Below are 19963 nucleotides of genomic sequence, written 5' to 3' on the forward strand. Positions count from 1 at the left end.
GTTGCCGGGCCTGCGCTTCCGTCACATCAGGTCGCGGCGGCGGAACACCGTGAACGCCGCGGCCACGAGCGCGCCGGTGAGCCCGAGCAGCACCACCAGACCCGACGGCCAGGTCACCGTGTACGAGCCGTCGCAGTAGCCGGAGATCCCGGGGCCGCAGGCGTTGCCGTCCCAGAGCCGCACCTCACCGGAGAGCCAGGCCGCCAGATAGCTGGACAGCATGTACCGGTCCGGCCGGCCCACCTGGAGGATCTGGAACACCAGCCGCGCCCCCAGCTCCCACACCACCACGTACGCGGCCACCGCGCCGAGCGCCGCCGACGTCAGCCGGCCCAGCGTGGCGACGGCGAAGCCGAGCGCCGCGGCGAGCAGCACCAGCACCAGGCCGCGCCCCCAGATCGCGGCGAGCGACGGCCAGAAGTCGCCACCGGTCCGCCCCACCAGGCCGGACGCCTGGCCGATCAACCAGAACGCCCCGAGGTACGCCACCGAGGCCAGCACCGACAGGCCGACCAGCCCGCCCAGCAGGGTGCCCAGCTTCGCGGCGAGCACCGTCGACCGCCGGGGCCGCCACAGCAGCAGGTTGACCACCCCGCCCGAGTTCAGGTCGGCCCCGATGTACGAGGCGCCGACCAGGAACCCGAACAGCGTCAGGAACGCGATCAGGAAGTAGAGCAGCGGCTCGGCCTCCTTGGCGAAGACGAAGACACCGCTGAGGTAGTCGGCCGCGGTCGGCAGCTCGTCGAGCTGGGCCGGGTCGATCTGGGCGCAGTCGCGCGGCAGGTAGTCGTTCTCGGCCGGCGGGAGCGAGCCCTCCCGGATCCGCAGGCAGCGGTCGTACGTCATCTCCATCTCGCGGACGCTCTCCGCCGCCTGCGCCTGCGCGCGGCTCAGCTCCGCCGGGCTGGGCCGGTGCGAACCGGCGAGCGTGGTCACCACCGTCACCGCGAAGGCGGCAGCCAGCAGCACCACCATGAGCTGCACGAAGCGCCGGGCGGCCAGCCGCTCCAGCTCGGCACGGACCAGGTTCACGCGTCCACCTCCCGGCTCTCCCGGACGTCGAGGTCGATCACTCCGTCGCTCGGCGGCGCGCCGTCGACCTGCCGCGGCACCTCCACGCCCATGTGCTCGTGGTCGCCGGTCAGTTCCAGGAAGACGCTTTCCAGGTCCGGCCGCAGCGGGACCAGCTCGCGTACCCACACGCCCTGCTCGCCGAGCGTCCGGCTGATCGTCTCCGGATCCTCCACGCCGGTCACCACCAGGTGGTCCGGCCCGGCCGTCACCGACAGACCGGCCCGGCCCAGCAGGTCACCGGCCTGCTCCGGGTCGGCCACCCGCACCCGCCACTGGTGCTGGTCGAAGCCGGCCAGCACCTCCTCCACCGGCCCGTACGCGACCCGCCGCCCCCGGCTGACGATCGTCACGTGGTCGCAGATCAACTGGATCTCGGCCAGGATGTGGCTGGAGAGCAGCACCGTCACCCCGGCCTCGGCGAGCGACCGGGTCAGGTCGCGCATCTCCCGGATGCCGGCCGGGTCCAGCCCGTTCGCCGGCTCGTCCAGGATCAGCAGCTCCGGGTTCTTCAGCAGGGCCGAGGCGACCGCCAGCCGCTGCTTCATGCCCAGCGAGTAACCCTTGACCCGCTCGTGGCCCCGGTCCCGCAGCCCGACCTGCTCCAGCACCTCGTCCACCCGGACGGTCGGCACGCCACCGGCCACGGCCAGCAGCCGCAGCGTCCGGTGCGCGGTGAAGTTGGCGAAGAACTGCGGGCTCTCCACGATCGCGCCGACCCGGCCGGCCACGTCCGGCAGGCGCTCGGGTGAATCGGCGCCCAGCACGCGCATCCGCCCGGCGTCCGGCCGGACCAGCCCGAGCAGCGCACGCAGCGTGGTGGTCTTGCCGGAACCGTTCGGCCCCAGGAAACCGTGCACCTGACCCGCCTCGACCAGCATGTCGAAGCCGTCGACGGCGACCCGCCGCCCCTGACGCAGCGAGTGGAACGTCTTGCGGAGGCCGGCGATCTCGATGACCGCGCTCATCCGCGCGCCTTCCGGCAGCGGTCGGGCATGGGTGTCCTTCCGGAAGCGGTGACCAACGACACGGCGCCCCACCCTATGGTGGCGACGCCTCCCGTGGGGGGCACCGTGCCGGATGCGTGATTGGATGGTGCGGTGACTGGTGACCTGATCCCCGGCGCCCCGGGCGCCCCCGCCCCCTCGACCGTGGACGCGGATCTGGTGGTCAGCCTCGACGGGGTCGGCGTCAAGCGTTCCGGCACGGCGCTGGTGCACGACGTCGACTGGCGGGTCGAGCTGGACGAACGGTGGGTGGTGCTCGGGCCGAACGGCGCGGGCAAGACGACACTGCTCAACCTGGCCTCCGGCCGGCTGTACCCGACCAACGGCGTCGCGCACGTGCTCGGTGAGCGCATCGGCCGCACCGACGTCAACGAGCTGCGTACCCGCATCGGCCTGTCCACCGCGACGCTCGCCGAGCGGATCCCCGCCGACGAGCGCGTCACCGACGTGGTGGTGACCGCCGCCTGGTCGGTGGTGGGCCGCTGGCGGGAGAGCTACGACCGCACCGACGAGGCGCGCGCCGCCGCGCTGCTGCGCCAGCTCGGTGTCGGGCACCTCGCCGACCGCGCGTACGGCACGCTGTCCGAGGGCGAGCGCAAGCGGGTGCAGATCGCCCGCGCCCTGATGACCGACCCGGAGCTGCTGCTGCTCGACGAGCCGGCCGCCGGGCTCGACCTGGGCGCGCGCGAGGACCTGGTGGCCCGGCTGGCCGAGCTGGCGTACGACCCGGACGCGCCCGCGATGGTGCTGGTCACCCACCACGTCGAGGAGATCCCGCCGGGCTTCACGCACGCGCTGCTGCTGCGCGAGGGCGGCGTGGTGGCGCAGGGCCTGCTCGGCGACGTGCTCACCGCCGACAACCTGTCGAAGACGTTCGGCCTGCCGCTGGTGGTCACGCGGTCCGGCGACCGCTGGGCCGCCCGCGCCGCCTGAGCGACGGGACGGACACCGTGCCGCAGACCCGGATCGCCGTCGTCGGCAGCGCCAACATGGACCTGGTCGGCATCGGCGCCGCGCTGCCCCGGCCGGGTGAGACGGTGCTGGGCAGCGACTTCGTCATGCTGCCCGGCGGCAAGGGCGCCAACCAGGCCGTCGCCGCGGTACGCGCCGGCGCCTCCTGCGTCTTCCTCGGCGCGATCGGCTCGGACTCGTTCGGCGTGACGCTGCGGGCCCGGATGACAGCGGCCGGCGTGGACACCGGGCACCTGCGCGTGGTCTACGGCCCGTCCGGCGTCGCCCTGGTCATGGTCGGCGGCGCGGGGGAGAACGCCATCCTGGTCACGCCGGGCGCGAACGCCGCGTTCACGTCGCCGACCGCCGACGAGCTTTCCGCCGTACGCGATGCGGACGTGCTGGTCGCGCAGCTGGAGGTGCCGGTCGAGACGGTGACCGAGGCGGCGCTCGCGGCCCGGTCGGCGGGCACCCGGGTGGTGCTCAACGCCGCGCCGGCCCGGCCGGTGCCGGCCGAGCTGCTGGCGGCCACCGACCTGCTCGTGGTGAACGAGCCGGAGGCGCAGGCGCTGACCGGTCGCGGCCGGGACGAGCCGGCGGCGCTGCTGGATCTGGTGCCCCGGGCGGTGCTCACGCTCGGCGGCGACGGCGCCTGGTACGTCGACCGGGAGCGGCCGGCGACGCACGTGCCGGCGGTGCCGGTGGACGTGGTCGACTCGACCGCCGCCGGCGACGCGTTCACCGCGGCGCTCGCCGTGGCCTGGGGTGAGGGGCGGGACCTGGCCGACGCGGTGCGCTGGGCGGCGGCCGCCGGTGCGGCGTGCGTACGCAAGCTCGGCGCCTCGGTGGCGCTGCCGCACCGCGCGGAGATCGACGAGCTGTTCGCCGACTGTTAAGAAGGGCCCCTTTCACTACCGGAGGCGTTAACAAGGGGCCCTTCCTTACACCTCGTCGGTGAGGCGTTCGCCGCGGCGGCGCAGCATGCCGAGCCCGGGGATGCCGGCGACCGCGAGCTTGAGGTCGCGGGTGACGTCCAGCAGGTCGTGCAGGTCCGGGCCGACCCGGTCCAGCGTGGCCAGGATCGGCAGCACGTCCGAGGTGAGGTGGTCCTTGAGCTTCGGCAACTCGTCCACGAGACGGATCGCTGCGGTCACCTCCTCCGGGCTGAGCTGCTCCACGAAACGCGCCGCCATCGGCGCGGCCCGGCGCAGCGTCGACTCGTACGCGGCCAGCAGCTCGTTCGCGACGCCGGTGGCCTTCTCGGCGGTGGCGAGGGTGCCCGCCGCCCGCGCGGTCACCGTCTCCGCCTCGGTGACCACACCGGCCGCGCTGCGGGCCACCCGGTCCGCCTCGCCGACCACGGTGGCCGCCGCCGCGGAGACCCGCTGCGCCTCGCCGACCACCACCGTCGCGGCGGCGGCCACCTCGGTCGCCGTGTCGATCGCCGCGGTCGCGGCGGCACTGATCACCGCCACCTCGCGGACCGCCGTCTCGGCGTCGGCCAGCACCCGGTCGGTGCGGTCGAGCGTGCCCTCGATCCGGTCCACCACTCCGTCGATCCGCCGGACCAGCGCCTCCACCTGGTCGAGGACGGCGAAGGCGCGAGCGGGTACCGAGGCCATCGTGGCGGCGGAGCCGAGCGCCTGGTCCACTGCGGTACGGGTGAGGCCGAGCAGGGCGCCGGGCCGGGGGAGAGGGATCGCCATGGCTTCCAGTGTGCGGCGTCGCGGCCAGTGCCGCCCGGCGGCAGCCGGGCGGCGAAGGTCACGCCGGGCCGCCGACGCGGCGTAGGGTGCCGGCATGCCCACCCCCGGCCCGGCGTCGCGGCGAACGCTCGCCTGCGGCGTGGTCGCGCTGCTCGCCGTCGTCCTCGGCGCCCTGCTCCTGGTCCGCGCCGACGCCGGGCTGAGCACCGCGCGGGCGACGGTGGCCGGGGTGCCGCTGACCGAGGTACGGGCCGACGGCGGGGCCGGTGGCCTGCGGCCCGGGGTGGTGATCGCGCACGGCTTCGCCGGGTCGGCCCGGCTGATGCGGCCGCTGGCCGACTCGGTGGCCCGCCAGGGCGGCGTCGCGGTGCTGCTGGACTTCGCCGGGCACGGCGCCAGCGGGTCCCGGCTGCCCGGGGCCGGGCGGGACGAGGAACGTGCCCGGGCGCGGCTGCGGCACGACCTGGACGTGGCGGTCGGGTGGCTGCGCGGGCGTCCCGGCGTCGACAGGGACCGGATCGTCCTGGTCGGGCACTCGATGGGCGCCGGCGCTGTCGTCCGGTACGCGGTGGCGCATCCGGAGATCGACCGGACGGTGGCGATCTCGCTGCCCGACGGCGGTGACGTGCCGGCCGGCTGGCCGGGGAACCTGACGCTGGTGGTGGGCGGGCTGGAGTTCGCCGGCTTCCGCCAGGCCGTCGACGAGGCGACCCGGGACGCGCCACCGGGTTCCCGGACGCGGGTGGTGGCGCCCGGCGTCGAGCACGTGTCGGTGCTGTTCGCGCCGCGTACCCACGCCGCGGTGCTCGACGCGCTCCCGGGCCGTACCGGCGGGCCGGAGCCGTCCCCGCTGACCCGGCCGGGCGGCGCCGGGCTGCTGCTGGCCGGGCTCGCGCTGGGTTTCGTGCCGCTTGCGGCCCTGCTGCCGCGCCGGGCGCGGCCGGGCGCGGGCGGTCCGCGTACCGGCTGGTGGCTGGCCGCGACGGTGCCGGCGGCCGGGCTGGGCGCGGTGTCCGCCGCGCTGCTGCCGACCACCCGCCTGCCGCTCGCCGTGGGCGGATACGTCGCCGTGTTCCTGCTGCTCACCGGCGTGCTGCTGGCCGCCGCGGCACGCTACGCGCGCCCCGGTGGGACACCGCCGACCGCGAGCGGCGTCCGGTCCGCGGTGGTCGCTGTCGCGTTCCTCGGGTACGCGGTGCTCGCCGTCGCGCTGCCGCTTCATCTCGGGCTCACCTCGACCGTGCCGGTCGGGGCCCGGTGGTGGCTGCTGCCCCTGGTGGCGTTCTGCTGTCTGGTGTTCCTGCTCGGCGCCGAGCGGCTCGCGGGCGGCGACGGCCTCCGCTACGCGGCCACCGGCGGCATCGCCGTGCTGGTGCTGGCCGCCGCGGCGGTGCTCGGCCTGGCGCCCGGGTTCGTGCTGCTGGTGGTGCCGCTGTTCGCCGCGCTGGTGGCCTGGCAGGCGGCCTGGGCCGCGGTGTTGCGCCGCCGGGCCGCGCCGTGGTGGCTCGCGCCGCTGCTCGGGGCGGTGCTGCTGGCCTGGCCGATCGCGACCACGCTGCCGCTGGCCTGACCGGCGCCGGTCGGCTCAGCGCCGGTCGGTCTGCTGTTCCACGGCACGTTGCACGGCCCGGTAGATCTGCCCGAACCGCAGCGCGTCGGGCGTGCGGACCAGCATCGTCTCCCGGCCGTGGTGCTGCACCCACAGTTCGTGCACCCGGTTGCCACGCTCGTAGGAGCGGTCCAGCCAGCCGAGCGGCACCTCCAGGAACGGAGTGAGCGCCAGGCCGATCACCACGAACGCGGCCAGGATGATCAGGGCCAGTTTCCACTCGCCCCGGTCCTGCGCCGACCAGGCGAGGGAGAGCACGCAGACCACGGCGACCAGTGGTGGCAGCGACAGCAGCAGGACCAGCACCCCGCGTCCCAGCACCCGTCCCCGGACCGCGAGGGTGGTGGCGCCGCGCTCGTGCCAGACGTACGTGACGTCGGCGAGCGCGACGACCCGACCACCCGCGTGGATCGCGTCCGAGGTGACCTGCACCGCGTCGTCCCGGTAATAGAGGGCCATGAATCAGCCTAACCGCCTGTGTCGACACCGGACGGTCGAGCGTCGGTAGGGTGACGGTATGGCGGGCGGGGCCGGGCGAGCAGGACGCCTACGGCCTGTTGCGCGGGCTGGGCCTGTTGCCGGACGAGCCGATCACGTTCTGACCCGTCGCGGCAGGACCGGTCGCGGCAGGGTCGGCCGCGGGACGACCGGGTGCGGCCGGCAGGCTCTCCATGGCCCGCTGCACCGCCCGGTAGATCTGGCCGAAGCGCATTGCGTCCCGGGTGTGCAGCAGCCGCACCGGACGACCCCGCCAGTCGGCCCACATCTCCATCTCCCGGCTGCCCCGGGCGTAGGAGCGGTCCAGGTGCTCGAAGAGGAAGTCGGCCACCGGCCCGACGGCCAGGCCGATCAGCACCGAGATCCCGACGATGGCGATGGTGACCACCGCCGAGCGTTGCAGCCACACGGCCAGCCCGATGCCCAGCACGGCGGTGACCAGCGGCCCGGCGATCGCGGCCCCGATCGCGCCGCGCCCGGCGAGCACCCGCCACGAGCGTTCGCCCCGCCGGTGCCACACGGTGGTGAGTTCGGCGAGCGGGTAGGTGCGCCCGTCCACCCGTACCGTGGTGGAGGTGACCTGGACGGACCGGTCGTCGAAGTAGGTGATCATGGCTCACTCCCGGTGGCGGGGCGGCGGCGACTCCGGCGGCTACCTGGGGAGTCGCCGACACCACACTGTCTACCCCAACGAGGCGAGCCGTAAGGTTGGCACGCGACTTCGACGAGGAAGTGAGGGCAGCGTGGGCGAGTTCGTCAAGCTGGAATCCAAGGACGGCATCGGCACCATCCGGCTGGAGCGGCCGCCGATGAACGCGCTCAACACCCAGGTGCAGGAGGAGTTGCGCGCCGCCGCTGCGGCGGCCACCGCCGACGCCGAGGTCCGCGCCGTCATCGTGTACGGCGGCGAGAAGGTCTTCGCGGCCGGCGCGGACATCAAGGAGATGGCCGACATGTCCTACGTGGACATGGCGGAGCGCGCGGCCGACCTGTCCAGCGCGCTCGGCGCGATCTCCCGTATCCCCAAGCCGGTAGTGGCCGCGATCACCGGGTACGCGCTCGGTGGCGGCTGCGAGCTGGCGCTGGCCTGCGACTGGCGGATCGTGGCCGAGGACGCCAAGCTCGGCCAGCCGGAGATCAAGCTCGGCATCATCCCGGGCGCGGGCGGCACGCAGCGGCTGGCCCGCCTGGTCGGCCCGGCCCGCGCCAAGGACCTGATCATGACGGGTCGGATGGTCGACGCCGCCGAGGCGCTGCGGATCGGCCTGGCCGACCAGGTGGTGCCGGCCGCGGAGGTCTACGACGCCGCGGTGGCGTACGTGAAGCCGTTCCTGACCGGGCCGGCGCAGGCGCTGCGGGCGGCGAAGGCGGCCGTCGACGCGGGTCTGGACATGGACCTCACCTCGGGCCTGGCCTGGGAGAGTCAGCTCTTCGCGGCGCTGTTCGCCACCGACGACCGGCGCGAGGGCATGACCGCGTTCGTGGAGAAGCGCAAGCCGGGCTTCACCGGCCGCTGACGCGAGAGCTGTTCACATCTGCTGTACCGGCCAGTAACGTGACCCCGGTCGGTCGATGAAGGGGAATGGCATGACGGAACGGGTCGAGGGCCACGGCGGCGATCTGGCGCTCGCGGCACTGCGCGCGCACGGCGTACGGGAGATGTTCACGCTCTCCGGCGGGCACGTCTTCCCGCTCTACGACGCCGCCCACAAGGCGGGCTTCCCCCTCTACGACGTGCGGCACGAGCAGTCCGCCGTGTTCGCCGCCGAGGCGGTGGCCAAGCTCCAGCGCCGCCCCGGCCTGGCCGTGCTCACCGCCGGCCCCGGCGTCACCAACGGCGTCTCCGGCCTGACCAGCGCGTTCTTCAACGCCTCGCCGGTGCTGGTGCTCGGCGGGCGGGCCCCGCAGTTCCGCTGGGGCTCGGGCAGCCTCCAGGAGATGGACCACCTGCCGCTGGTCGCGCCGGTGACCAAGCACGCCGAGACGGTGTTCAGCGCCGACGACATCCCGCGCGCGGTGTCGGCGGCGCTGACCACCGCGCTCACCCCGCACCGCGGCCCGGTGTTCCTGGACTTCCCGCTGGAGGCGGTCTTCTCGGTCGGTGACGCCGACCTGCCGGCGGTCACGCCGCCGGCGCCGATCGAGCCGGACCCGGACGAGGTCGCGAAGGCGGCCCGCCTGATCGCCGGCGCGTCCCGGCCGGTGATCATCGCCGGCTCCGACGTGTACGCGGGCGACGCCGTCGAGGCGCTGCGTGCCGCCGCCGAGTCGCTGCGGGTGCCGGTGTTCACGAACGGGATGGGCCGGGGCGCGCTGCCGCCGGAGCACCCGCTCGCGTTCGCCAAGGCCCGCCGGGTCGCGCTCAAGGGCGCCGACGTGGTCGTGGTGATCGGCACCCCGCTGGACTTCCGGCTCTCCTTCGGCGACTTCGGCGACGCGCAGGTGGTGCACGTGGTGGACGCGCCCAGCCAGCGGGCCGGGCACGTGCAGCCGGCTGCCGCGCCGGCCGGTGACCTGCGGCTGATCCTCGGCGCGTTCGCCGACCACGCCGGTGACCGGGCCGACCACGCCGACTGGATCGCCGAGCTGCGTACCGCCGAGGACGCGGCGAAGGCCCGCGACGCCGAGGAGATGGCCGCCGAGAGCGACCCGATCCGCCCGGCCCGGATCTACGGCGAGCTGCGCAAGGTGCTCGCCCCGGACGCCGTCACCATCGGCGACGGCGGCGACTTCGTGTCGTACGCCGGGCGCTACCTGGAGCCGGCCCAGCCCGGCACCTGGCTCGACCCCGGCCCGTACGGGTGCCTCGGCACCGGCATGGGCTACGCGATGGGCGCCCGGATCAGCCACCCGGACCGGCAGATCTGCGTGCTGATGGGCGACGGCGCGGCCGGCTTCTCGCTGATGGACGTGGAGTCGCTGGTCCGGCAGAAGCTGCCGGTGGTGATCGTGGTCGGCAACAACGGCATCTGGGGGCTGGAGAAGCACCCGATGCGGGCGATGTACGGCTACGACGTGGCCGCCGACCTCCAGCCCGGGCTGCGCTACGACAAGGTGGTCGAGGCGCTCGGCGGCGGGGGCGAGACGGTGGAGAAGGCGGCCGACCTCGGGCCCGCGCTGGGGCGCGCGTTCGACTCGGGCGTGCCGTACCTGGTGAACGTGCTGACCGACCCGGCTGACGCGTACCCCCGGTCGTCGAACCTGGCCTGACCGCGGCGCGTGCGGGCCGTCCGCCGGGTGACCGGTGGGCGGCCCGCGGCGCGTGTCAGACCTCGGGGCGGTCGCGGTCGTCCGGGCGGCGCAGCTCCTCCTCGCGGCGGCGCAGGTCCTCCTCCCACAGCCGCAGCCGTTCCTGGTCCTCGCGGCGGGACCGCTCGTCGAGTGAGGCGAGGAACTCCGGGTCGTCGTCCGGGGCGAGCGGGCGACCGGCCGGGGCGGCGGGCCGAGCCGCGCCGGTGACGCCGGTGGTTCCGGCCGGGTGCTCGCGGCCCACCAGGAACCAGGCGATCGAGCCGACCAGCGGGAAGAACAGAATGATCAGCACCCAGATCATCCGGGGCAGCGCCTTGACCTTCTCCTCGTCGGCGGAGAGGCAACTGATCAGCGCGACGACCGCGAGGACGATCTGAACCAGGAAGAGCAGCACGTAGAGGCGGGCCATGCCCCATGATGGCTCACCCGCGCACGTCAGCGCACCCCGCCCAGCACGTGCGCCACGCCGAGCACCGCAAGTCCGGCCGCCCCGATCGCGGTCAGCGGCACCGACCAGCTGTCGAACCGCCGCGGCCCTGCGCCGGTGGCCCGGTGCCACGTCACCACGAGCACGGCGAGCCAGACCAGGAGCGCTGCTCCGGTCAGCAGCGCGTCGAGGACCCGGCCGGTGAACGCCAGCCGGAGCTGCAGCAGCAGCACCGCGGTCAGCGTGAGCAGCGTCCGCCGCCAGGCCAGCCGGGTGCGTTCGGGTTGCAGGCCGGGGTCGCGGGTCATCCCGCGCCACCCAGCAGCACGGCGGCCACCAGCAGCAGCGCGCCGATCGCGACGATCAGCGCCAGCACGGCCGGGAAGCGGGACGCGGGCAGTTCCTCGTCCAGCCGCATGGCCCGTTCGGTGCGCGCCCAGTGGTCGACCGCCCGGATCGAGACGGTCGCGCCGAGCAGCAGCAGCGCGATCGCGAGCGCCTCGCGCAGGTGGGCCAGGCGCAGCGGCGGGAGGAACTGCGCCGCGGCGAGCCCGCCCGCCACCAGCGCCAGGCCGGTACGCAGCCAGGCCAGGAACGTCCGTTCGTTCGCCAGCGAGAAGCGGTAGTCCGGCGGGTTGCCGACCGAACGCAGCTCACGCGGGTCGAACCAGTTCTTGATCGACTCCCACACGCTGCCGATTATCCGCTTTGCCCCGCGCCTAGCCTGGGGGATGACCGATCTTGACGCGCGTGAGCTGCGCGCCGCCTACGACGCACAGATCCGACCGGAGCTGCCGGACCCGCTGCCGGACGGGGTGACGGTGGAGCGCGACGGCCCGCTGTTCCGCGTGCTCGGCCTCGACCACCGCGGCTTCCTCACCTACCGGACGCTGGACGGCCTGGCCGGCGCCGAGCTGGACGCGCTGATCGCCCGGCAGGTCGAGGTCTTCCGGGCCCGGGGCGAGTCGGTCGAGTGGAAGCTCGCCGGTCACGACGAGCCGGCCGACCTGGGCGACCGGCTGCGCGCCGCCGGCTTCGTGCCGGAGGACCAGGAGACCGTGGTGGTCGGGCCGGTCGCGCCGCTCGCCGCCGCCGTTCCGGTGCTCCCCGAGGGGGTACGCCTGCGCGAGGTCACCAGCCGGGCCGACCTGGAGCGCATCGCCGCCATGGAGGAGGAGGTCTGGCGGGAGGACCGCAGCCACCTGGTGTACGGGCTGGCCCGGGAGATCGAGGCCGATCCGCAGTCGATCACGATCGTGGTGGCCGAGGCCGGGGAGACGGTGGTCAGCGCCGGCTGGATCCGCTACCAGCGCGGCACCGGCTTCGCCAGCCTCTGGGGCGGCTCGACGCTGCCGCAGTGGCGCAAGAAGGGCATCTACCGGGCGCTCGTGGCGTACCGGGCGCGGCTGGCGCAGCAGCGCGGCAAGACGCTGCTGCAGGTGGACTGCTCGCCGGACAGCCGGCCCATCCTGGAGCGGCTCGGACTCGTTGCGGTCACCACCTCCACGCCGTACGTCTACACTCCGTGATCATGGAACGGTTGACGGCGGACGAGCGGCTCACCCTGAAGACCGGTGCGTTCGGCGCGGTCTTCCTGGTCTCCAACGCCGTACCCGGGGTGCTGGCGATGGTGCGGGAGAGCTTCGCCGCCTCCGGCGCGCTCGCCGAGGTGGGGGGCGTGGTCAAGGAGGCGCTCACCACCGGCCCGCTGCCGCAGCTGCCCCGGGACTCGGCCCTGGAGGTCGAGTCCGTGGTGCTGCCCGCGCTGGGCCGGTCGATGGAGATCCTCCGGGCCAAGTCGCCCGCCGACGCCGAGACGTACCGGTCGGTGGTGCTGGCCGCCGCGGAGCGGGTGGCGCAGGCGCACCGGGGGATCGAGCCCGCCGAGGCGGCGGCGATCGAGAAGATCACGCAGGCGCTGGCCGGATCGGTCTGATGCCGGTGACCTGCGTCACTGCGGGCTGCCGGGGCCGTCATGCTACTTGCGGGTAACATTGCGCTCGTGGGGAAGTGCACAGCTGCCCGCGGTTGACCCACGTTCCGTCACGCGGGAGGCTGCGCCCGTGACCGGGCGAGTGATCGCTACACCAAACAGGAGGGTCGTCGAAGCGCGATGAATATCGTCGTACTCGTCAAGCAGGTGCCTGATTCGGGCGCGGACCGCAGCCTGCGTTCTGACGACAACACCGTCGACCGCGGTTCGGCGAACAATGTGATCAATGAGATGGACGAGTACGCCATCGAAGAGGCGTTGAAGATCAAGGAAGCGCACGGTGGTGAGGTCACCATCCTGACGATGGGTCCGGACCGGGCGACCGAGTCGATCCGTAAGGCGCTGTCCATGGGCCCGGACAAGGCCGTCCACGTGGTGGACGACGCCCTGCACGGTTCCTGCGCGGTGGCCACCTCGAAGGTCCTCGCCGCCGCGCTCGGGCAGTTGGGCGCCGATCTGGTTCTGTGCGGTGCGGAGTCGACCGACGGCCGGGTGCAGGTGATGCCGCACATGATCGCCGAGCGGCTGGGCGTGGCCGCGCTGACCGGCGCGCGCAAGCTCACCGTCGACGGGTCCAGCCTGACCGTCGAGCGGCAGACCGAGGAGGGCTACGAGGTGGTCACCGCCTCGACCCCGGCCGTGGTCTCCGTCTGGGACACCATCAACGAGCCGCGGTACCCGTCCTTCAAGGGCATCATGGCGGCCAAGAAGAAGCCGGTGCAGACGCTCTCCCTGGGCGACCTGGGCGTGGCCCCGGCCGAGGTGGGCTTCGACGGCGCCACCAGCGCGGTGGTGGAGCACTCCAAGCGCCCGCCGCGTTCCGGCGGCGAGAAGATCACCGACGAGGGCGACGGCGGCGTGAAGCTGGTCGAGTTCCTCGCCTCCGAGAAGTTCGTGTGAGAGGTCACTGACATGTCTGAGGTTCTCGTCGTCGTCGAAGCCACCCGGGAGTTCGGCGTCAAGAAGGTCACCCTCGAGATGCTCACCCTCGCCCGCGAGCTGGGCACCCCGAGCGCCGTCGTGCTCGGTGGCGCCGGCGCCGCCGAGGCGTTGAGCGCCAAGCTGGGCGAGTACGGCGCGGAGAAGATCTACGCGGCCGAGGGTGAGGAGATCGACGGCTACCTGGTGGCCCCCAAGGCGACTGTGGTCGCCGACCTCGTCGCGCGGGTGCAGCCGGCGGCGGTGCTGCTGGCGTCGTCGCAGGAGGGCAAGGAGATCGCCGCCCGGCTGGCGGTGAAGCTGGACAACGGCATCCTGACCGACGTGGTCGCCCTGGCCGCCGACGGCACCGCCACCCAGGTCGCGTTCGCCGGCTCCACCATCGTCAAGGCGAAGGTCACCAAGGGCCTGCCGCTGGTCACCGTCCGGCCGAACTCGCTCAACCCGGCCCCGGCCGCCGCCACCCCGGCGGTCGAGCAGCTCACCGTGTCGGTCACCGACACCGACAAGCTCGCCAAGGTCGTCGAGCGGGTCGCCGAGCAGAAGGGCTCCCGCCCCGAGCTGACCGAAGCGTCGGTCGTCGTGTCCGGCGGTCGCGGTGTCGGTAACGCGGACAACTTCAAGCTGGTCGAGGAGATCGCCGACCTGCTCGGCGGCGCGGTCGGCGCGTCCCGCGCGGCGGTCGACTCCGGCTACTACCCGCACCAGTTCCAGGTCGGCCAGACCGGCAAGACCGTCTCTCCGCAGCTGTATGTCGCCCTCGGTATCTCCGGGGCGATCCAGCACCGGGCCGGCATGCAGACCTCGAAGACCATCGTCGCGGTCAACAAGGACGCCGAAGCGCCGATCTTCGAACTCGCCGACTACGGCGTGGTCGGCGACCTGTTCAAGGTCGTCCCGCAGGCCGCCGAGGAGATCCGCAAGCGCAAGTGAGCGTCGCGTGAAAAGGCCGCCGCCCGGTGCACCGGGCGGCGGCCTTTCTCGTAGGGAGCTGATCGGCGGGCCGGGGAGCTGAGCCGGCCCGCCGATCAGCCCGTCAGGGTGCCCCTCAGCAGGCTGTCGCCGGAGTGGCCGGGCTTGTTGTCGTACTGCTCCGCGCTGACGTCGACAACGGTGTAGGTGCGCAGGTCGACGTTCGGGGGGATCGGCAGCAGCGCGTCCCCCGAACCGTTGCTCAGCGTACCCACGGAGAACATCTTCATCGTGTTCGGATCGATCAGCCAGACCTCGTAGTACCCCGGAACGCTCGGGAGATTCGCCACGTGCAGATGCAATCGATTGTCACCGAGCACCCGGGCGTCGCCGGAGGCGTCCTTCGGCGTCGAGCCGAACGCGGCGAGCGGCGCGCTGGCCACCACCGGCGGGTCGGGGTCGGCCGGCTCGCCACCGCCGCCGCCGAGCACCGCGGCCGTGCCGGCCACGCCGATCACCGCGGCGGCGGTGGCGGTGACCGCCGTGGTCGCCCACCCCGGCCAGCGCCGGCTCCGCCGCGGACGACGTGCCACCACGGGTACGGCAGCCGGCTCCACCGGGTCGGCCGGGCGCGGCAGGCGCCGCTCGGTCAACGCCGGCAGCTCCTCGGCGGCCCGGATCTCGGCCACGATGCCCTGCCAGATGTGCTCCGGCGGGTCGGGCAGCTCCGCCAGGCCCTGCGTGCCCGCGCCGAGCCCGGCGACGTGCTGGAGCGTCTCCATCTCGCCCCGGCAGTGGTCGCAGGTGCCCAGATGGGTGGCCTCGCCGTCAGCCGCCTCGCTCTCACCGAGCGCCAGAAAGACCAGCCGGTCGTGGTCCAGGTGCTGCACCGTCCACCTCCCATCTGCGTTTCAGGCTCTGCATGCCGCGTCTGATGTGACTCTTGACGGTGCCGAGCGGCACTCCGGTCACCGCCGCGATCTGCTGATGTGTCAGGTCGTCGTAGAACGCCAGTTCCAGCATCCGGCGCTGCTCGTCGGGGAGCCGGGCCAGCTCGTCGGCGACCACCAGCCGGTCGACCACCGTGTCCGGGTCGGGGCCGGTGGAGACCGGTTCCGGCAGTTGCTTCACCGTCTCGACCACCCGGGTCTCCCGGGCCGAGGCCCGGATCCGGTCGACCACCTTGCGCCGCCCGATTCCGAGCAGCCAGCCGACCAGTGAGCCTTTCGCCGGGTCGAACGTCTCCCGGCCGAGCCAGGCGGCGACGAACGTCGCCTGGGTCACGTCCTCGGCGTCACTGCGGTTCACGAGCGTCGTGGTGGCCAGGTGCAGCACCGCCCGCCCGTACCTGTCGTACGCCTCTCGCAGGGCCGCCTCGTCGCCGTCGCGGAACCGGGTGGCGAGGTCGTCCTCGCCCGGCGGTTCGGGGCCCTGCCTGGCCGCCGTCACCGGGCGGCTCGCCTTCCGTGGGGCATGCCCGACTGTAACTCCCACAGCCCCCGCCCCACTCTCCCGGTGTGTCCGCCACGACCCTCGTCACCTCTCCTTCGTCGCCGGAGGCTCCGGCGGATGCGCCCGGAGACGGGAAAAAGAAATCGGATCCGGGCGCATCCGGGGGCCACGGAGCCGGCGTAACCCGTTCTGCAAGCCAGGCCTGACGAATCAGCATGAACTACCAGGAGGCAGACAATGCAGTACGCGATGTTCCGTCGGGTCGCCGCGGGCGGCGCGGTGGCCGCCCTCACCTTCGCCGGCGTCGGCGCCGCCACCATGAGCCCGGCCTACGCCGCCTCGTCGAAGGTCTCCGTGGTCCACGGCATTCCGGACACCCCGGTCGACGTGTACGTCAACGGCGAGAAGACGCTGAACAACTTCAAGCCGGGCGACGTGGCCGGCCCGCTCACCCTGCCCGAGGGGGAGTACGACATCGCCCTGACCAAGCCCGGCGAGGCGATCGACAAGGCGATCCTGAAGGTGGACGACGCCGCGGTGCCGGGCGGGGCGAACATCAGCCTCGCCGCGCACCTGAGCGCCGACGGCAACCCGCAGATCACGCCGTTCGTCAACGACGTGTCCAAGGTGGGCGCCGGCAAGGCCCGGCTGATCGTCCGGCACACCGCGGCCGCCCCGGCCGTCGACGTGCGGGCCGGCGGCAAGCCGGTCTTCGAGGACCTGACCAACCCGAAGGAGGCCAAGGCGGACGTGGCCGCCGGCTCGGTGAAGGCGGACGTGGTGCTGGCCGGCACCGACACCGTCGCCATCGGCCCGGCCGACCTGAACCTCAAGGAGGGCACCGCCACCATCGTCTACGCGATCGGCTCGGCCGAGGCGAAGAACCTGAGCGTGGTCGCCCAGACCATCACCGGCCTGCACTCGGCTCCGGGCGGCGTGCCCAGCGGCACCGGCGGCCAGGCCGGCACCGGCGTGGACACCTGGTGGTACGTGCTGGCCGGGGCCGGCGTGCTGCTCCTGGTCGGCGGCGGTGCGCGGGTGGCGGCAACCGCCCGGGCCGGTCGCCGGTGACGGTGCGCAACCGCGGGGCGCTGGCGGCGATGGCCGCCGGCGCCGCCGCGCTCACCCTGGCGGGCGTGGTGGCGTGCGGATCCGAGCCCGCCGAGGACGTCGGCGGCGACGAGGTGACGGCCCTGGCCAGTGCCACTCCCACGCCGGCCCCGGCGGCGACCGGCGGCGGTTCGGTTCCGGTGAACCCGGGCACGCTGCCCGCCGGCAGTGAGATCGTGCCGCCGGTGAAGCTCAGCATCCCGCCGATCCGGGTCACCGCCACCGTCAATCCGGTGGGTGTCAACGAGCGCACCGACGAGTTCGAGGTCCCGCCCAGCGTGGACCAGGTCGGCTGGTACCGCTACGGCCCGGGCCTGGAGGCCGACGCCGGCTCGGTGGTGATCGCCGGGCACGTGGACAGCGCCGAGCAGGGCAAGGGCGCGTTCTTCCGGCTGCGTGAGCTGGGCCAGGGCGACAAGCTGACCGCCACCGGCGCGGACGGCCGCGAGCGCTCCTACCGGGTGGTGGCCCGGGAGGAGTACCGGAAGTCGAAGATCCCGCTCGAGCGGTACTTCGCGCGCGACGGCAAGCCCCGGCTTACGCTGATCACCTGCGGCGGGCCGTTCGACGCCAAGACCCGCAGCTACCGGGACAACATCGTGGTCACGGCGGTTCCCGCGTGATCGCGGCCGTTCGGTCGTGAGCGGGCCGGACCGCCCCGGGTGGGACGGGGCGGTCCGGCCCCCGGCCGCGGGTTCGCAGGCCGTTAGGCTGAACGGTGATGGCATACCTTGATCATGCGGCGACGACCCCGATGCTGGACGAGGCACTCGAGGCGTACGTCGCGACCGCCCGCGAGGTGGGGAACGCGTCGTCGCTGCACGCGGCGGGCCGCCGTGCCCGGCGGCGGGTGGAGGAGTCCCGCGAGCGGGTGGCCGCCGCGCTCGGCGCCCGGCCCTCCGAGGTGATCTTCACCGGTGGCGGGACGGAGAGCGACAACCTCGCCGTGAAGGGCGTGTTCTGGGCCCGCCGTGCGGCCCGGGCCGACCGGGTCCGGGTGGTCTCCAGCTCGGTCGAGCACCACGCCGTACTGGACGCGGTGGACTGGCTGGTCGAGCACGAGGGCGCCCAGGCCGGTCTCCTTCCGGTCGACGCGGTCGGCCGGCTCGACCCGGAGCGGTTGCGCGCCGAGCTGGCCGAGCACGGCGAGCGCGTCGCGGTGGTCACCGCCATGTGGGCGAACAACGAGGTGGGCACCGTCCAGCCGGTCGCCGAGCTGGCCGCTGTCGCCGCCGAGCACGGGGTGCCGTTCCACACCGACGCCATCCAGGCGGTCGGGCAGGTGCCTGTCGACTTCGCCGCCAGCGGCGTGTCCGCGCTCACCGTGACCGGGCACAAGCTCGGCGGGCCGACCGGCGTGGGCGCGCTGCTGCTGGCCCGCGACGTGGCCGCCACCCCGCTGCTGCACGGCGGCGGCCAGGAGCGCGACGTCCGCTCCGGCACGCTGGACACCGCCGGCATCGTCGCGTTCGCGGTCGCCGTCGAGGCCGCGGTGAAGGGCCAGCAGGAGTACGCGGCCCGCGTCGCCGCGCTCCGCGACGAACTGGTCGAGCGGGTCCGGCAGGCGGTCCCCGAGGTGATCTTCAACGGGGACCCGGCCGACCGGCTCCCCGGCAACGCGCACTTCTCCTTCCCCGGCTGCGAGGGGGACGCGCTGCTGCTGCTCCTGGACGCCCAGGGCATCGCCTGCTCCACCGGGTCGGCCTGCTCGGCCGGGGTGGCCCAGCCCTCGCACGTGCTGCTGGCCATGGGCGCGGACGACGACCGGGCCCGGTCCTCGCTGCGCTTCACGCTCGGGCACACCAGCACCGGCGCGGACGTGGACGCGCTGATCGCCGCGCTGCCCGCCGCTGTGGAGCGGGCCCGCCGCGCGGCCGCCCTCCGTACGCCCCGCTGACCCGGATACGCTCGGTGAGGACGAGGGGAGTGGGCCGGTGAGGGTTCTGGCGGCGATGTCGGGCGGGGTGGACTCCGCCGTCGCGGCGGCGCGGGCGGTGGAGGCCGGGCACGACGTGACGGGCGTGCACCTGGCGCTGGCCCGCAACCCGCAGACCTACCGCACCGGGGCCCGGGGCTGCTGCACGCTGGAGGACTCCCGGGACGCCCGGCGCGCCGCCGACGTGCTCGGCATCCCGTTCTACGTGTGGGACATGGCCGACCGGTTCCACGACGACGTGGTGGACGACTTCGTGGCCGAGTACGCCGCCGGGCGTACCCCGAATCCCTGCCTGCGCTGCAACGAGAAGATCAAGTTCGCCGCGGTGCTGGACCGGGCCGTGGCCCTGGGCTTCGACGCCGTGGTGACCGGCCACCACGCCCGGCTCGGCGCGGACGGCCTGCTGCGGCGCAGCGTCGACGCGGCCAAGGACCAGTCGTACGTGCTGGCGGTGCTGAGCCGCGCGCAGCTCGACCGGTCGATCTTCCCGCTCGGCGACTCGACCAAGGCCGAGGTGCGCGCGGAGGCCGCCCGGCGCGGTCTCGCGGTGGCCGACAAGCCGGACTCGCACGACATCTGCTTCATCGCCGACGGCGACACCCGCGGCTTCCTCGCCGAGCGGCTCGGTGAGGCGCCCGGCCAGGTGGTGGACGCGCTCACCGGCGCGGTGGTGGGCAGCCACAGCGGCGCCTACCAGTACACCGTCGGGCAGCGGCGCGGCCTGCACCTCGACCGCCCGGCGCCGGACGGCCGGCCCCGCTACGTGCTGTCCATCACCCCGACCACGAACACGGTGACGGTCGGCCCGGCCGAGGCGCTGGAGGTCTCCGACGTACGCGCGACCCGCCCGGTGTGGACCGGCGGGCCGCGCCCGGACGGGCCGGTCGAGTGCGAGGTGCAGCTGCGGGCGCACGGCGACGTGGTGCCGGCCGCCGTCGAGGTGGACGCCGACGGCCTGCGCGCGTCGTTGCGCCGCCCGGTCCGGGGTGTCGCCGCCGGCCAGGCGATCGTGGCCTACCGGCCGGACCCGGCCGGAGACGTGGTCCTCGGCTCCGCCACCATCACCGCCGCCTGACCTCGCATCGGCAGCGGATAGGCTG

The 19963-nt window shown here is 74.0% G+C and carries 23 protein-coding genes; 13 read left to right on the forward strand and 10 right to left on the reverse strand.

Features of this window, described 5'->3' with window-relative positions:
* Positions 1-21 precede the first annotated feature (21 nt).
* Together PVK74_RS27430 and PVK74_RS27435 are read right to left on the reverse strand one after the other, a co-directional pair.
* Positions 22-1032, reverse strand: coding sequence for an ABC transporter permease subunit (locus PVK74_RS27430; protein ID WP_043326085.1), 1011 nt, complete (start codon positions 1030-1032; stop codon positions 22-24).
* The gene (locus tag PVK74_RS27435) at positions 1029-2039 is read right to left on the reverse strand and encodes an ABC transporter ATP-binding protein (RefSeq protein WP_043326083.1); all 1011 of its coding nucleotides are present in this window, start codon (positions 2037-2039) and stop codon (positions 1029-1031) included. Before PVK74_RS27435 ends, PVK74_RS27430 begins: the two co-directional genes overlap by 4 nt.
* A gap of 132 nt (positions 2040-2171) precedes the next feature.
* On the opposite strand from PVK74_RS27435, the gene PVK74_RS27440 reads away from it, so the two are divergent.
* Both PVK74_RS27440 and PVK74_RS27445 read left to right on the forward strand, forming a co-directional pair.
* Positions 2172-3011 (forward strand): ABC transporter ATP-binding protein, encoded by an 840-nt coding sequence (locus tag PVK74_RS27440; protein ID WP_064446967.1) that lies wholly within the window; start codon positions 2172-2174, stop codon positions 3009-3011.
* A gap of 17 nt (positions 3012-3028) precedes the next feature.
* Positions 3029-3925, forward strand: a complete 897-nt coding sequence (locus tag PVK74_RS27445) for a ribokinase (RefSeq protein ID WP_069087606.1) — start codon at positions 3029-3031, stop codon at positions 3923-3925.
* 45 nt (positions 3926-3970) lie between these two features.
* Here PVK74_RS27445 and PVK74_RS27450 read toward each other — a convergent pair whose 3' ends face one another.
* A complete protein-coding gene (locus PVK74_RS27450; protein WP_064446969.1) occupies positions 3971-4735 on the reverse strand; it encodes a hypothetical protein in 765 nt (254 codons plus the stop codon).
* Positions 4736-4829: 94 nt separating this feature from the next.
* On the opposite strand from PVK74_RS27450, the gene PVK74_RS27455 reads away from it, so the two are divergent.
* Positions 4830-6305: an alpha/beta fold hydrolase gene (locus PVK74_RS27455; protein WP_274477557.1), complete on the forward strand. Its 1476-nt coding sequence runs from the start codon at positions 4830-4832 to the stop codon at positions 6303-6305.
* A 15-nt stretch (positions 6306-6320) separates the two neighbouring features.
* On the opposite strand, the gene PVK74_RS27460 is transcribed toward PVK74_RS27455, so the two are convergent.
* Together PVK74_RS27460 and PVK74_RS27465 are read right to left on the reverse strand one after the other, a co-directional pair.
* Positions 6321-6803, reverse strand: coding sequence for a DUF6232 family protein (locus PVK74_RS27460; protein ID WP_064446971.1), 483 nt, complete (start codon positions 6801-6803; stop codon positions 6321-6323).
* An 88-nt stretch (positions 6804-6891) separates the two neighbouring features.
* Positions 6892-7455 carry a DUF6232 family protein gene (locus PVK74_RS27465; protein WP_274477558.1) on the reverse strand — a complete coding sequence of 188 codons (564 nt, stop codon included), beginning with the start codon at positions 7453-7455 and terminating at the stop codon, positions 6892-6894.
* A gap of 130 nt (positions 7456-7585) precedes the next feature.
* Between PVK74_RS27465 and PVK74_RS27470 the strand changes: the two genes are divergently transcribed.
* Both PVK74_RS27470 and PVK74_RS27475 read left to right on the forward strand, forming a co-directional pair.
* A complete protein-coding gene (locus PVK74_RS27470) occupies positions 7586-8359 on the forward strand; it encodes an enoyl-CoA hydratase-related protein (protein WP_043326074.1) in 774 nt (257 codons plus the stop codon).
* Between the two features lie 70 nt (positions 8360-8429).
* A complete protein-coding gene (locus PVK74_RS27475) occupies positions 8430-10052 on the forward strand; it encodes an acetolactate synthase (protein ID WP_274477559.1) in 1623 nt (540 codons plus the stop codon).
* Positions 10053-10107: 55 nt separating this feature from the next.
* On the opposite strand, the gene PVK74_RS27480 is transcribed toward PVK74_RS27475, so the two are convergent.
* The 3 genes from PVK74_RS27480 to PVK74_RS27490 are packed head-to-tail and all read right to left on the reverse strand — an operon-like array spanning position 10108 to position 11212.
* Complete coding sequence (locus tag PVK74_RS27480; protein ID WP_210871165.1) at positions 10108-10503, reverse strand: PLD nuclease N-terminal domain-containing protein; 396 nt, start codon at positions 10501-10503, stop codon at positions 10108-10110.
* Between the two features lie 26 nt (positions 10504-10529).
* Entirely contained in the window at positions 10530-10829 is a 300-nt protein-coding gene (locus PVK74_RS27485; RefSeq protein ID WP_030500921.1) for a DUF202 domain-containing protein, read from the reverse strand.
* Positions 10826-11212: a YidH family protein gene (locus tag PVK74_RS27490; RefSeq protein ID WP_030500920.1), complete on the reverse strand. Its 387-nt coding sequence runs from the start codon at positions 11210-11212 to the stop codon at positions 10826-10828. Before PVK74_RS27490 ends, PVK74_RS27485 begins: the two co-directional genes overlap by 4 nt.
* Positions 11213-11252: 40 nt before the next feature.
* Between PVK74_RS27490 and PVK74_RS27495 the strand changes: the two genes are divergently transcribed.
* From PVK74_RS27495 to PVK74_RS27510, 4 genes are all read left to right on the forward strand, one after another.
* The gene (locus PVK74_RS27495; protein WP_030500919.1) at positions 11253-12050 is read left to right on the forward strand and encodes a GNAT family N-acetyltransferase; all 798 of its coding nucleotides are present in this window, start codon (positions 11253-11255) and stop codon (positions 12048-12050) included.
* A 2-nt stretch (positions 12051-12052) separates the two neighbouring features.
* Positions 12053-12457 carry a hypothetical protein gene (locus PVK74_RS27500; protein ID WP_030500918.1) on the forward strand — a complete coding sequence of 135 codons (405 nt, stop codon included), beginning with the start codon at positions 12053-12055 and terminating at the stop codon, positions 12455-12457.
* A gap of 177 nt (positions 12458-12634) precedes the next feature.
* On the forward strand, positions 12635-13414 hold the full coding sequence (locus PVK74_RS27505) for an electron transfer flavoprotein subunit beta/FixA family protein (RefSeq protein ID WP_113974472.1): 780 nt from the start codon (positions 12635-12637) through the stop codon (positions 13412-13414).
* A 12-nt stretch (positions 13415-13426) separates the two neighbouring features.
* Positions 13427-14386: an electron transfer flavoprotein subunit alpha/FixB family protein gene (locus PVK74_RS27510; RefSeq protein WP_274477560.1), complete on the forward strand. Its 960-nt coding sequence runs from the start codon at positions 13427-13429 to the stop codon at positions 14384-14386.
* Between the two features lie 95 nt (positions 14387-14481).
* On the opposite strand, the gene PVK74_RS27515 is transcribed toward PVK74_RS27510, so the two are convergent.
* Both PVK74_RS27515 and PVK74_RS27520 read right to left on the reverse strand, forming a co-directional pair.
* A complete protein-coding gene (locus PVK74_RS27515; protein WP_064446974.1) occupies positions 14482-15255 on the reverse strand; it encodes an anti-sigma factor in 774 nt (257 codons plus the stop codon).
* Entirely contained in the window at positions 15209-15814 is a 606-nt protein-coding gene (locus PVK74_RS27520) for an RNA polymerase sigma factor (RefSeq protein WP_013284457.1), read from the reverse strand. Before PVK74_RS27520 ends, PVK74_RS27515 begins: the two co-directional genes overlap by 47 nt.
* A 240-nt stretch (positions 15815-16054) precedes the next feature.
* On the opposite strand from PVK74_RS27520, the gene PVK74_RS27525 reads away from it, so the two are divergent.
* The 4 genes from PVK74_RS27525 to mnmA all read left to right on the forward strand — a co-directional run bounded on the left by PVK74_RS27525 (position 16055) and on the right by mnmA (position 19938).
* Positions 16055-16888, forward strand: coding sequence for a DUF4397 domain-containing protein (locus PVK74_RS27525; protein ID WP_069087611.1), 834 nt, complete (start codon positions 16055-16057; stop codon positions 16886-16888).
* Positions 16885-17550, forward strand: a complete 666-nt coding sequence (locus PVK74_RS27530; protein ID WP_064446976.1) for a class F sortase — start codon at positions 16885-16887, stop codon at positions 17548-17550. The genes PVK74_RS27525 and PVK74_RS27530 overlap by 4 nt, the downstream gene beginning before the upstream one ends.
* Positions 17551-17648: 98 nt before the next feature.
* A complete protein-coding gene (locus PVK74_RS27535) occupies positions 17649-18824 on the forward strand; it encodes a cysteine desulfurase family protein (protein WP_064446977.1) in 1176 nt (391 codons plus the stop codon).
* Positions 18825-18861: 37 nt separating this feature from the next.
* Entirely contained in the window at positions 18862-19938 is a 1077-nt protein-coding gene (gene mnmA, locus PVK74_RS27540; RefSeq protein WP_069087612.1) for a tRNA 2-thiouridine(34) synthase MnmA, read from the forward strand.
* Positions 19939-19963 lie beyond the last annotated feature (25 nt).

This window comes from Micromonospora chalcea (assembly GCF_028768405.1).
Taxonomy (GTDB): domain Bacteria; phylum Actinomycetota; class Actinomycetes; order Mycobacteriales; family Micromonosporaceae; genus Micromonospora; species Micromonospora chalcea.